This window comes from Paraburkholderia fungorum (assembly GCF_046027215.1).
GTDB classification, from domain to species: domain Bacteria; phylum Pseudomonadota; class Gammaproteobacteria; order Burkholderiales; family Burkholderiaceae; genus Paraburkholderia; species Paraburkholderia fungorum_D.
This window is the reverse complement of record NZ_JAQQEN010000002.1, coordinates 221,750-234,481: the sequence shown is the minus strand read 5'-3', so window position 1 is coordinate 234,481 and position 12,732 is coordinate 221,750. Positions and strand designations below refer to the sequence as shown.

Below are 12,732 nucleotides of genomic sequence, written 5' to 3'. Positions count from 1 at the left end.
ATTACCCCAGTTTTCCGGCGGTTTTCTCAAGCAGGCCCCACGCCTCGTCGCCGTATTTGGCTTTCCAGTCGTGATAGAAGCTAGTCTTGGCCAGTGCGCCGCGGAATGCCTCGCGGTCGACATCGACGAACGTAATGCCCTTCGCTTTCAGATCGACGCGCAGTGAGCTGCTCAGCTTCGCAATATCCGCGCGCTGCAGCATGGCGGCCTTTTCGAACTCACGCGTGACGATCGCGCGCAGATCGGCCGGCAAACGCTCCCATGCGGCGCGGTTGCCGAGAATCCAGTAACCGTCCCACACGTGTGAGGTGAGGCTGATGTACTTCTGCACTTCGTAGAGTTTGGCGGTAGCGATGATCGGCAGCGGATTTTCCTGCCCTTCGACCACGCCGGTTTGCAGCGCCGAATACAGCTCGTTGAAGTTGATCGGCGCGGGCCCCGCGTCGAGCGCCTTGAACAGCGAGGTCAGCATCGGCGCCTGCGGCACGCGGATCTTGAAGCCCTTCAGATCGGCCGGCGCGCGCAGCGCCTTGGTCGACGAACTGATCTGCCGGAAGCCGTTGTCCCAGACCTTGCTGACCGAGACGATGCCCGATTTCGCAATCTGCGCGCGGACGTAGTTGCCGAGGTCGCCGTCCATCGCTTTCCAGACCGCGTCGTAGTCCTTGAACGCGAAGCCGGTATTGACGATGCCCGCGGCGGGCGTCAGCGTGGCCAGAATCGACGAAGCCTGATTGAAGAACTCGACGCCGCCATTGCGCACCTGCGAAAGCAGATCGGTGTCGGAGCCGAGCTGGTTCTGCGGAAACAGTTTGATGTCGAGGCGGCCGTTGGTCGCCTCGCGGATGTGATTGATCGCCTCCTGGGCGCGGATATTGACCGGATGAGTCGGGTCCTGGCCGGTCGCGAGCTTGTATGAGAACTCCGGGGCCGCCATCGCGCGCCGCGAGATGCTCCATAGCGGCACGGCAGCGGACAGGGCGGCACCGGCCTTCAGAAAGCTGCGGCGGTTGATGCCTTGCGGGTCGTTCGAACGGGTAGTCATGGTGTCTTCCTCCAAACCTGGATCGCGCGTCGTTATGGTTTTTCGAATTTGAACCGTGGCGGCTGCACGTGTCGCTCGCCACGGTGGTCTGTTCTCTACTACGAGGTCTCCATCGCTGCCGCCGGCCTCCCGCCAGACGGCCCCGTCCTGCCGGACCGGGTTAAGCGCCAAACCAGCCCTGAATCAGCCTGGATTCAGTTGTGAATCAGCCGTGAATCAGCATGCCGCCATTCACGTCGATCACCGCGCCGGTGATATACGACGACAGGTCCGACGCGAGGAACAGGAAAGCGCCGGCCACATCGTCGGGCACGCCGAGCCGGTTCAGCGGAATGCCGGCGAGAATCTCACCGCGCTTGTCGTCGCTGATCTTGCCCGCGTTGATATCGGTCTGGATCAGCCCTGGCGTCACGCAGTTCACGCGGATGCCGTCGTTGCCGAGTTCGCGCGCCATGGCTTTGGCGAGGCCCAGCACGCCGGCCTTCGCCGCCGAGTAATGCGGGCCGCCGAGAATGCCGCCACCGCGCTGCGCCGACACCGACGACATGCAGCCGATCGAACCGCTCTTCTGTTTCTTCATTTGCGGAACGACGGCTTGCGACAGGTACAACACGCCGCGCAGGTTGACATCGAGAATGCGGTCCCAGCTTGCCGGGTCGATGTCGAGCAGTTTGGCGGCCTGCGTGATGCCCGCATTATTGATCAGGATATCGATCGAACCGAGATCGGCGACAGTGCGCTCGACAGCGGCCTGGCAGGCGCCACGGTCGGTCACGTTGCACACGTAACCGCGATGTTCGGGGCCGATCGACGCGGCGGCTTCGACTGCGGCCGCTTCATCGAGATCGAAAATGGCGATACGTGCGCCGTGCGCGGCGAACTTGCGGGCGGTCGCCATACCGATACCGCGCGGCGACGCGCCACCGGAAATGACGGCGACCTTGCCGTCGAGAAGACGTGACTCTGACATGATGCGGATCTCCTGAATATGAAGCGTAGGGTTTGCTACGTGGTTTGCTATCGGTGGCTACGCGTGGATGTGGCGCTTGCGAACGCTGATGGGCGACTAGCGCAGCCAGCCTTTGATCGTGTCGCACATCGCCTCGGTGGAAATACCGTAGCGTTCGTGCAAGGTGGGCAGCGCGCCCGCGTCGAGGAACGCGTCGGGCAGGCCGATCTGCCGGAACGGCGGCGTCACGCCGTTGGTCAGCAGCACCGTGGCCACCGCCTCCCCCAGCCCGCCGATCACCGTATGGTTCTCCGCCACCACGACAAGGCGGCCCGGACGGCGCGCTTCGCGCAGCAACGTGACGGTGTCGAGTGGCTTGATGGTCGGCACATGCAACACGCCCACGTCGACGCGGTCGGCGGCGAGCGCCTTGGCCGTTTCCAGCGCGCGCATCGTCATGATCCCGGACGAGATGATCAGCACCTCGGCGCCGTCGCGCAGCAGCTTCGCTTTGCCGAGTTCGAACTGGTAGTCGTATTCGTCGAGCACGACCGGCACGTTGCCGCGCAGAAGCCGCGCATAGACCGGCCCGCGATGGTCGGCGATCGCCGGCACCATCTGCTCGATTTCGAGCGCGTCGCAAGGATCGATCACCGTGAGATTCGGCATGGCGCGAAACAGCGCGAGGTCTTCCGCCGCCTGGTGGCTCGGGCCGTAGCCGGTGGTAAGGCCTGGCAATGCGCAGACGATCTTGACGTCGAGGTTGTCTTCGGCAATCGCCTGATGGATGAAGTCATAGGCGCGGCGCGCGGCGAACACCGCGTAGGTGGTCACGAACGGCTGTGAGCCTTCGTGCGCCATGCCGGCCGCGGCGCCCATCAGCAATTGCTCGGCCATGCCCATCTGATAGTAGCGCTCGGGGTATTCCTTCGCGAACAGATGCAGGTCGGTGTATTTGCCGAGGTCGGCGGTCATGCCGACCACTTCGGGCCGGTTGCGCGCCAGTTCGACCAGCGCATGGCCAAACGGCGCCGAGCGGGTGAGCTGCCCTTCACCGGCGATCGAGGCGATCATCGCCGAAGTCTTCAGACGTGGTTTCGGTACGGCGGCGCTCATACGGTTCTCCCGGCTTCCAGCGCCTGCAGCGCGAGTTGCCACTCGTGCGCATCGACGCGAATAAAGTGGTTCTTCTCACGCGCTTCGAGGAACGGCACGCCGCAGCCCATCCGCGTATCGCAAACGATGATGCGTGGCTGCGCTTCCGGATGCGCGCGTGCCACGTCGAATGCTGCGACCACGGCCGCGAGATCGTTGCCGTCAACCCGCTGCACGAACCAGCCGAACGCCAGCAGCTTGTCGACCAGCGGCTCGAACGCCATGACGCTCGACGACGGCCCGTCGGCCTGCTGGTTGTTGACGTCGACCATCGCGATCAGGTTGTCGAGCTTCCAGTGCGCGGCGGACATCAGCCCTTCCCATACCGCACCTTCGTCGAGTTCGCCGTCGGAGAACAACGTGTAGACGAACGCGTCGGAGCCGCTGCGCTTAAGCCCCAGGCAACGGCCGACCGCAATCGTCAGACCTTGCCCGAGCGAACCGCCGGACATCTCCATGCCGGGCGTGTAGCTCGCCATGCCGGACATCGGCAGACGGCTGTCGTCGCTGCCATAGGTTTCCAGCTCTTCGTCGGCGATGATGCGGGCCTCGATCAGCGCCGCGTACAGCGCGATCGCGTAATGGCCGTTCGAAAGCAGGAAGCGGTCGCGGCCTTCCCATTCGGGATCGTCGGCGCGATAACGCATGGCGCGGAAGTAAGCGACGGCCAGCACGTCGGCGATGTCGAGTGCCTGGCCGATATAGCCCTGCCCTTGCACCTCGCCCATGCGCAGCGCGTTGCGGCGGATCTGGTAGGCGTGCTCCGCGAGTTGCGGAAAAGGCGCGGTTTCGCTGATGTTCACTGTGGTCTCCTCGAGGGGTCGGTTGCAGGGCCGTTTTCGATGCCGCTGCCAGTAACTCAAGCGTAATCTCCTGCACACACGCGCTCAAACGAATTAAGATGGCTGATAGATGAATTGAATTCACCTTGATGCTGCCATGCACAATCGCGTTACCCTCAAGTCGATACAGGCATTTGAAGCTGCCGCGCGGCTTTCGTCGTTTGCGCTCGCAGCAGAAGAACTGTTCGTCACGCCCTCCGCGGTTAGCCATCAAATCAAGCTCCTTGAGGAGCAATTGAGCATTCGTCTGTTCCATCGGCTGCATCGCACGGTGATCCTCACGGATTCCGGCCGGCAATACGCTGAAGAAATCACCGCAGCGTTCGGACGCATCGAGGCGGCCACCCGCGAGATCGGCCGGGTCGCGAAGAGCGACATCCTCACGATCCATAGCACGCCGAGCTTTGCGACGCAGTGGCTGATGCCGCGCATCGCCCGCTTCAGCGCGGCGCATACGGATATCGACGTGCGCCTGAATGCGTCGTCGGAGGCGGTGAATCTAATTTCGGAAGCGGTGGATATCGACATCCGCTATGGCCCCCGCAAGCTTCAGCCGGCGGGCACGCTGGTGCTCGAACTGCCGCCGGAGACGATCGTGCCGCTCTGCGCGCCGGCGCTAGTGACCGGCGACTTTCCGCTGCGCAGTGTCGCGGACTTGCAGCACCATCCACTGATCCATAGCGAGGGCTGTCTGGTCGGCTGGCGCGACTGGATGCGGCAGCATCGCAAGATACGGCTGGACGTTGGGCGGGGGCCGCGTTTCGACCGCTCGTTCATGGCGCTGAGCGCCGCGGTCGACGGGTTGGGGGTGTGTCTGGAGAGCCTGCTGCTGGCGCAACGCGAACTGGAAACGGGGCGGCTCGTGGCGCCGTTCGGCTTTGAAGGGCTCAGCGTGTACGGCTATACGCTGAACCTGCTGAAGTCGCGTGCCGATTTGCCGAAGTTGCGCAGCTTTCAGGACTGGCTATTTGCGGAACTCGAGCGGTGACAGGGGTGACGTGCCATGGCGGCACACACCTCAGGTCTGCGCCGCTACCCCGCTGCGTCTGAACGAACTCGCGAAGAACAGCACCTGATACTGAACCGCGTTGGCCCAATACTTCCAGGTGTGGCCGCCCGGGCGTTCCGCATAATCGTGCGGCACGCCCAACTCAACCAGCCGCGCATGCAGCATGCGGTTCGATTGCACTAGCGAGTCGTTCACACCGCAATCGATTGTCAACGCAATATGCGCATTGCCAAACGTGCGGGCGTTCTCGACGATGGCTTCGTTGTTCCAGAAGTCGGCGTGGCGGGCAGGATCGCCGAACACCTGGTCGATACCCGGTTCATCCTCGCAACCCCGCGGATCCACCGCGCCGCTGATGCTCCCCGCCGCCCCGAACGCATCCGGCCGATCCAGTGCGATACGCAATGCGCCAAATCCGCCCATGCTCAAACCCGTAATCGCGCGCCCCTGTTTCGTGGCGATCGTGCGGAAATGCGTGTCGATATACGCGACCACTTCCGTGCCCACATAGGTTTCGTAACGGCTGCGGGGATCGACGGGGCTGTCGATATACCAGCTCTCGTGACCGCCGTCGGGCATCACGAGTATCACGTGATAGCGGTCGGCGAGCTTGCCGATATGCGAATTCGCGGTCCAGTCGGTGTAGTCACCGCCGGAGCCATGCAGCAGATAGACAACCGGGAAGCGATCGGCCGTCTTGCCGCGTGCGTACTGGTCCGGCAGCACCACCGTCGCTTCGAACGACCGATGCATCGCGGCGCTGGGAATGGTGACGACCCGCGTCTGAAACGCCCAGACGGGGCTCGCGAAAAGCAGTGTCAGAATGAGCCAGCATGCACGAATTGTATTCATGGTTGTCGCTCTTGTCCTTTATGCGTGCGTGTGAACACGGTCCGGCATCCAGCGGCAAAAAATGCTTTGAAGGACTCTAGCAACGGTGACTTACAGCCAAATTTCAGCGAAACATACGGTCTGTCAGCTTGTGACAGCGACACCTTGATGCGATCAGACAACCAGAATCAAACATTTAGCTTGCATGGTTGAAAGCTAGCCGCCGGGTGTGATTTACAATCACCACGTCGTCGGGCGAGACCCGGCGACCGGCTTAAGCAGCCTGCGATACCCACCGCACACCCACTGCAGGTGAGTGTCGGGCGATCCAAGCAACACACTGGGACAGTGCAACATGAGCAAAAACGCTAAAAACTCTCAACCCGCTTCACGCCCGCCGGTCGACGCACTTCAGTACGAGAAGCTCGCCTTGTCGACCTTCGATCTCTGCAACCGGCAGTTGAGCCAACTGGACAAGCTGATTGCGCTTGCGGCCTCGATATGCAGGACTCCTGCTGTGACGAGCGAGGACAGACAAGACCAGCAGACCCTGCTCGAGTTGCTCGTCAGCACCGGCGAGCAGTATCGGCAGGAGATCGAATGCGATCGTGAACTCTTCCACGCGATCGCGCTCGACGCCACGGGCTTCACTCAAAGCCGCAGCAGCGCAAGCCGGGCGACGCGTTTTCTTGCCGATGCGAACGGCGAATCCGCGGCTACCGCGCAAGCCGTCAACCGCAAACGCGCGTCCGCACAAGACACCGCGTTTGATGACACCGACGATGCGCAAACAATCATCGTGCGGCATTGATCCAGCACGAGCGGCCAGCCGGCCGCACAGACGGAAAGAGGCGCAGCGCGCCTCTTTCTCGAACCTGCGTGGTTTTGCTTCGCCGTAACAGCGCGCCGTAATCAACGGGCGCGCCGCCCTTCGATCGGATAGCCCGGATCGTTATAGCCCGGCGTGGATGCGTGCCGCAGCACAACCAGGCTATCCACGATTTTCTCGTCATCCGGCCTGAGTTGCAGCTTCAATGCTTCGACATAGCTGTCCCACCGTGCTTCCGTATCTCGCCCCACGAAGCGGCCAGTGATCCGCCCAACCAACAATTGTCTTTCACGTTTTATATCCTAGACTACTAGCGGAAATTGCTCGGCCCCTCTGTGTTTATCCAATTGCATCCGGCACTCCGCCGGCCGCGCCGGATATGGCGAGCGGCCCTCCCCCACCTATTAGTACTCCGTTTAAAACAATCACCCATACGCGGGAGTGCCCATGTCCTGGTTTACTGCAACGCTACGTAGTTACCCGGAAATTGCCATTTTTCTGTCTTTGGGAATCGGCTACTGGGTTGGGGGAAAAAGTTATCGCGGCTTCAGTCTCGGCGCGGTGACGGCCACGTTGCTGGCGGCCATTGCGATTGGACAGTTGGGCATCACCATCTCGTCAAACGTCAAGTCCGTCTTCTTCCTGATGTTCCTGTTCGCGGTCGGCTACGGCGTCGGTCCGCAGTTCGTTCGCGGTATTGCAAAGGATGGCCTGCCGCAAGCGATTTTCTCGGTGGTTCAATGCCTGCTGTGTCTGGCCGCGCCTTATGCGGCGGCGAAGCTCGCGGGCTATACCGTCGGCTCCGCAGCGGGCCTGTTCGCGGGATCGCAGACGATCTCGGCATCGATGGGCCTTGCCACGGATGCGATCAATCGCGTCGGCTTGCCCGCGGACCAGACCAAACAACTGCTCGACGCAATGCCAACCGCTTATGCAGTGACCTACATATTCGGCACCATCGGCTCCGCGCTGATCCTCGCGACGCTCGGCCCGATACTGTTACGTATCGACCTCGTCGCCGCATGCAAGGACTATGAAGCGCAGTTCGGTGGTGAAAAGGAAATGGGCGGTTCCGGTCAGGCATGGCATCAATACGAGTTGCGTGCCTACCGCATCGCGGAAGGAGGCGCCGCAGTCGGCATGACGGTCGGCCAGGCGGAGGCGGCATCGCCTACAGGCGTGCGGTTATATATCGAGCGCATCCGACGCGGCAGCGAAGTCATGGACGCCAGGATCGACGACGTCCTGCATGCTGGCGATGTCGTCGCCATCGTGGGAAGGCGCGAGCAACTCGTGCAGCTCCTGGGGCCACGCGACGCGGAAATCGACGATCCGGAATTGCTGGCGGTGCCCGTTGAGGGTGTGGATATCTACGTCACAGCCAAGGCGGTAGACGGCAAGACGCTCGCCGAGCTCGGCAAACTCCCTGGCGCGCGCGGAGTCTTTCTTCGCAAGATCAAACGCGGGGCGACGGAAACGCCCATCCCTGTGCTACCCAACACGGAGTTGCATCGTGGCGACACCGTGACGCTCGTCGGCCGTACTCAGGACACCAGCGCAGCAGCGAAAGCGCTCGGCGTGGTCGACCGGCCCACGAATGCTGCCGATATCGCTTTCATGGGGTTCGCGATTACGCTCGGTGCGCTGGTCGGCGCCGTCGTCATCAAGATCGGCGCGGTGCCCATTACGCTATCGACGGCAGGCGGCGCATTGATCGCCGGCATCATCTTTGGCTGGTTCCGCGCGATCCACCCGACCTTCGGGCGCATTCCTGAACCGACGATCTGGTTCATGAACTCAGTCGGCCTGAACGTTTTTATCGCGGTCGTGGGTATTACCGCGGGACCCGGCTTTGTCAAAGGACTTCAGCAATTGGGCATTAGCCTCTTCCTTTGGGGCATCTTCGCTACCACCGTGCCGCTCGTCCTCGGCATGTTCATCGCGAAGTACATCTTCAAGTTCCATCCGGCGCTGCTGCTCGGGATCTGCGCAGGCGCCAGAACCACGACTGCCGCGCTCGGCATGATCTGCGATGCCGCGAAGAGCCAGGTGCCCGGACTAGGCTATACCGTGACCTACGCGGTCGGCAACACGCTACTCACGATCTGGGGGATGGTCCTGGTCATGATGCTGACCTGAGGCGCTAATTCGGGGAGCGACTACGTGCAGATCGGACGCGTCATCCGGCAGCTTCCGGCCGAACACGTCGAACGATACAACGCTGCGTCCGGCAAAAAAACTCGATAAGAACAAGGTGCTGTGATCGCTACGTTCATTGATTGAACCGTACATAGGAGTGAGCGATGGCCACACCAGCCGAGAAAATTACGCCGTACGATGAATTCAACTTCGAGATTCCCGAGGATGAGTTTCCGAAATCCGGCATTTCCGCACGCGCCGCGGAGGCACTAGTGGCGAGCGATGAGTGGACCGACACGAATCCGATGCTGAACATGTCCTCCTTCGTGACGACCTTTGCCGAGCCTGAGGCCGTGGCGACGGGCGCACGCAATATGTATAAGAACTACATCGACCACGACATGTATCCACAAACCTTCGCGATGGAAACGCGCATGGTTCGGTGGCTTCATCAATTGTGGAATGGCCCGAAGGATGTCGAACCGTACGGCGCCGCGACCATCGGGTCATCGGAGGCCTGCATGCTTGCGGGCCTGGCTCACAAGTGGAACTGGCGTCAGGCCCGTGAAAAGGCCGGCAAGGACGCGACCCGCCCCAACATGGTCACGGGCGGCAACGTGCAGATCGTCTGGAAGAAGTTTCTTCGCTACTTCGACGTGGAACCGCGTATCGTGCCGCTCAAGCCGGGCAATTACCGGCTGACTGCCGAACACCTCGACAAATATGTCGACGAGAACACGATCGCTGTGGTGGCGATCGCGGGGCAGACCTTCACCGGCGAGGACGATGACATCCAGGAAATCCACGACTGGCTCGACGCATACGAAAAGAAAACCGGTGTGTCGATTCCAATGCATATCGACGGGGCCTCGGGTGGCTTCGTCAATCCGTTCCTCTACCCGGATTACAAATGGGATTTCCGGCTACCACGCGTGCAGTCGATCAACGCGTCGGGTCACAAGTTTGGCCTCACGCCGCCGGGTCTCGGCTGGGTCGTTTTCCGCGAGCGCAAGGTCTTCAATGAAGATCTGATTTTCTACGTGAATTATCTTGGCGGCGAGATGCCGACAGCCACGCTGAATTTCAGCCGTAATGCCGCACCTATCGCCGTGCAGTATTACCAGTTCCTGAGGCTCGGCTTCGACGGCTACAAACGCATCATGACTCACACGCTGAACAATGCGATCGCGCTTCGCGACGTGCTCGTCAAAAGCGGCTATTTCACGATCATGAACGAAACCCAGCGTATTCCTGTGGTAGCCGTCACGCTCGACCCCAAGGTGAAGAACTTCAACGAATTCGATGTTTCGAACAAGGTGCGCGAAAAAGGCTGGGTGCTGTCAGCCTATTCGATGCCGCCGGACGCGCAGGAAGTGAAGAGCCTGCGCGTGGTGGTGCGGCCACATATCAACCGCAATGTCGCGATGCTTCTGGCCAAGGACATCGTCAGTGCGTGCAAATTCCTGGAGGAACATGGCGGCAACGCCACGCCACCTGAACTGCACGGACATAAGGAGGAAAAGACGTCGCCGGCGAAGTGTTGACGGGGTGAACTGGCTCAAGCCGTCCCGGCACCCCGTCATTCGCCGCCGACGGCTTTCCCCGCAGCGTCCTTCACTCTGGTCTGCCACTGCGAGCGGATTTCAGTCACGACCTGCTCGGGCAAATAAATGTAGTCCAGACCCTGTGCGGCCTGCCCGCCGTTCCTGAACGCCCAGGCGAAGAATTTCAAGGTCGCCTTGCCCTGCTCAGGCTTGTCCTGCGTCGTATGCACCAGCACGAATGTGGCGCCGACCACCGGCCACTCTCGCCTCGCGGCGTCGCGATGGCGGATTCGGCCGGCATCATAGCCACCGCCCACAGCGCTTTTGTTCTACGCTAGAAAGGCGGCCCGTGGCGCCATCCGGCGGCTGTCTGCGTCACGGTCTGGTGAGCAGTCGAATCCGTTGCTCCCCCGAATAACCGACCGCGCATGACGCACTGACGTGCAGGAGGCCGATCTTTAGTCAAACCCGTCGCCTGACTACAACCCCGACAGCCGGACCGCCGTTTCGACGGCAGCTCTGGTAGTACGGCGGCTCACCATGTTCCATGGAGGAGAGATGTCGATTCGATTAGGAGAAGAAGCTCCGGATTTCACTGCCGAAACCACCGAAGGCACGATTCATTTTCATGAATGGATCGGCGACCATTGGGTGATCCTGTTTTCACATCCCAAGGACTTCACCCCCGTTTGCACCACGGAACTCGGATATATGGCGGGTCTGAAACCGGAATTCGATAAACGTAATACCAAGGTGATCGGACTCAGCATCGATCCCGTCAGCGATCACGAGAAATGGGCCAAGGATATCGAGGAGACACAGGGACACGCGGTCAACTTCCCAATGATCGGTGACGCGGACCTGAATGTCGCGAAGCTCTACGATATGATCCACCCGAACGCGAGCGGCGGCCCGCGCACCGCGGTGGACAATGCAACGGTACGCTCGGTGTTTCTCATCGGCCCCGACAAGAAAGTCAAAGCCATGCTCGTGTATCCAATGACCGCCGGCCGCAATTTCGACGAGGTATTGCGTCTGCTCGATGCGCTGCAGCTCAATGCAAAGCACACGGTAGCCACGCCTGTAAACTGGAAACCGGGTGAGGACGTTATCATTCCCACGTCGGTTTCGAACGATGATGCAATGCGCAAATATCCGCAGGGATTCAAAACCTTGAAGCCGTACCTGCGGTATGTGGCACACCCGAAGTGAGGTTCTCGTCCATTGAAGCGAGGTGCGCCGGACGGTTCAACGTCCGGCGTTCAACGGAGCGAAATTGTGTTGATCTTCCGGCAGCTATTCGACCAGCAATCGTCCACGTACACGTATCTGCTTGCCGATCGTGCAACGAGGGAGGCCGTGCTGATCGATCCGGTATTCGAACAGGTACGCCGGGACACCGCACTGATCGAAGAGCTCCAGTTGCGCCTGCTTTACACCATCGACACCCACGTCCACGCCGATCATGTGACCGGCGCGTGGATGCTCAATCGCCGCACGGGCAGCCAGATTGCGATATCGGCCGCGAGCGGCGCAGAAGGCGCGCACCGCTATCTGAATCATGGCGACCCATGCCGGTTCGGCAAGCGGTTCCTGACCGTGCGCGCAACACCGGGTCATACGAATGGCTGCATCAGCCTCGTGCTCGACGACGAATCCATGGCGTTTACCGGCGATTGCCTCCTGATCCGGGGCACGGGGCGCACGGACTTCCAGCGCGGCGATGCACACGCGATGTTCAGGGCGGTTCACACCGAGATTTTTACGCTGCCCGAAACCTGTCTGCTTTACCCGGCGCACGACTACCGCGGCTTGACCGTCACGAGTGTCGCTGAAGAGCGGCGCTTCAACCCGCGTCTGGGCGGTGAATTGTGCGAAGCCGACTTTATCGGCTATATGACGAATCTGAACCTGCCGCATCCGAAGCAGATTGACGTCGCCGTGCCGGCAAATCTGAAATGCGGCCTCGCCACCAGCCTGCCCGCGCAGATGGGGGAGCCCGATTGGGCGCCGCTGACATGCACCTTTGCGGGCATCTGGGAAATCAACGCGCAATGGCTCGAAGAAAATCTGCGTGCGGTCCAGATCGTCGACGTGCGCGAGCCTGACGAGTTTGACGGACCGTTGGGGCGTATTCCCGATGCCAGGCTCATTTCACTCGGCGAACTGGCGGGACGTGCCAGCGAACTCGCGAAAGAACGCCCGATCGTGACGGTCTGCCGGGCCGGCGGACGGTCCGCACAAGCTACGGTCATGCTGCGGCAGTCGGGATTCGAGCGCGTGGCCAATCTTGGCGGCGGCATGCTGCGCTGGCGCGCGGAAGGACGCGTGGTCGAAAACGCCAGCATGTAGGCGCGTTTTTCACGGATGCCGTGACAGCATCCGGATG

11 protein-coding genes and 2 pseudogenes are annotated in these 12,732 nt (G+C 61.3%); 6 read left to right on the top strand and 7 right to left on the bottom strand.

The window, feature by feature from the left end:
- Nucleotide 1 precedes the first annotated feature (1 nt).
- From PQR27_RS21765 to PQR27_RS21750, 4 genes are all read right to left on the bottom strand, one after another.
- Complete coding sequence (locus PQR27_RS21765; RefSeq protein ID WP_408525724.1) at nucleotides 2-1,045, bottom strand: TRAP transporter substrate-binding protein; 1,044 nt, start codon at nucleotides 1,043-1,045, stop codon at nucleotides 2-4.
- Between the two features lie 205 nt (nucleotides 1,046-1,250).
- Nucleotides 1,251-2,015, bottom strand: coding sequence for an SDR family NAD(P)-dependent oxidoreductase (locus PQR27_RS21760; RefSeq protein ID WP_408525723.1), 765 nt, complete (start codon nucleotides 2,013-2,015; stop codon nucleotides 1,251-1,253).
- Between the two features lie 96 nt (nucleotides 2,016-2,111).
- The gene (locus PQR27_RS21755) at nucleotides 2,112-3,110 is read right to left on the bottom strand and encodes a transketolase family protein (RefSeq protein WP_408525722.1); all 999 of its coding nucleotides are present in this window, start codon (nucleotides 3,108-3,110) and stop codon (nucleotides 2,112-2,114) included.
- Nucleotides 3,107-3,952, bottom strand: coding sequence for a transketolase (locus PQR27_RS21750; RefSeq protein ID WP_408525721.1), 846 nt, complete (start codon nucleotides 3,950-3,952; stop codon nucleotides 3,107-3,109). The genes PQR27_RS21755 and PQR27_RS21750 overlap by 4 nt, the downstream gene beginning before the upstream one ends.
- A gap of 136 nt (nucleotides 3,953-4,088) precedes the next feature.
- Here PQR27_RS21750 and gcvA point away from each other — a divergent pair, with 136 nt between their 5' ends.
- Complete coding sequence (gcvA, locus tag PQR27_RS21745) at nucleotides 4,089-4,979, top strand: transcriptional regulator GcvA (protein WP_408525720.1); 891 nt, start codon at nucleotides 4,089-4,091, stop codon at nucleotides 4,977-4,979.
- Nucleotides 4,980-5,009: 30 nt separating this feature from the next.
- On the opposite strand, the gene PQR27_RS21740 is transcribed toward gcvA, so the two are convergent.
- On the bottom strand, nucleotides 5,010-5,852 hold the full coding sequence (locus PQR27_RS21740) for an alpha/beta hydrolase (protein WP_408525719.1): 843 nt from the start codon (nucleotides 5,850-5,852) through the stop codon (nucleotides 5,010-5,012).
- A 334-nt stretch (nucleotides 5,853-6,186) separates the two neighbouring features.
- On the opposite strand from PQR27_RS21740, the gene PQR27_RS21735 reads away from it, so the two are divergent.
- Complete coding sequence (locus tag PQR27_RS21735) at nucleotides 6,187-6,642, top strand: hypothetical protein (RefSeq protein ID WP_408525718.1); 456 nt, start codon at nucleotides 6,187-6,189, stop codon at nucleotides 6,640-6,642.
- Between the two features lie 101 nt (nucleotides 6,643-6,743).
- On the opposite strand, the pseudogene PQR27_RS21730 reads toward PQR27_RS21735, so the two are convergent.
- Nucleotides 6,744-6,908, bottom strand: a pseudogene (locus PQR27_RS21730) (aldo/keto reductase); the annotation flags it as partial.
- Between the two features lie 199 nt (nucleotides 6,909-7,107).
- On the opposite strand from PQR27_RS21730, the gene aspT reads away from it, so the two are divergent.
- Both aspT and gad read left to right on the top strand, forming a co-directional pair.
- Nucleotides 7,108-8,799: an aspartate-alanine antiporter gene (gene aspT, locus PQR27_RS21725; RefSeq protein ID WP_408525717.1), complete on the top strand. Its 1,692-nt coding sequence runs from the start codon at nucleotides 7,108-7,110 to the stop codon at nucleotides 8,797-8,799.
- A gap of 164 nt (nucleotides 8,800-8,963) precedes the next feature.
- Nucleotides 8,964-10,343, top strand: a complete 1,380-nt coding sequence (gad, locus tag PQR27_RS21720) for a glutamate decarboxylase (protein ID WP_408525716.1) — start codon at nucleotides 8,964-8,966, stop codon at nucleotides 10,341-10,343.
- 35 nt (nucleotides 10,344-10,378) lie between these two features.
- Here the strand turns inward: gad and PQR27_RS21715 are convergent.
- Nucleotides 10,379-10,606, bottom strand: a pseudogene (locus tag PQR27_RS21715) (phosphate ABC transporter substrate-binding protein PstS); the annotation flags it as partial.
- A gap of 295 nt (nucleotides 10,607-10,901) precedes the next feature.
- On the opposite strand from PQR27_RS21715, the gene PQR27_RS21710 reads away from it, so the two are divergent.
- Entirely contained in the window at nucleotides 10,902-11,555 is a 654-nt protein-coding gene (locus PQR27_RS21710; RefSeq protein ID WP_408525715.1) for a peroxiredoxin, read from the top strand.
- A 69-nt stretch (nucleotides 11,556-11,624) separates the two neighbouring features.
- On the top strand, nucleotides 11,625-12,695 hold the full coding sequence (locus PQR27_RS21705) for an MBL fold metallo-hydrolase (protein WP_408528262.1): 1,071 nt from the start codon (nucleotides 11,625-11,627) through the stop codon (nucleotides 12,693-12,695).
- Nucleotides 12,696-12,732: the final 37 nt, after the last annotated feature.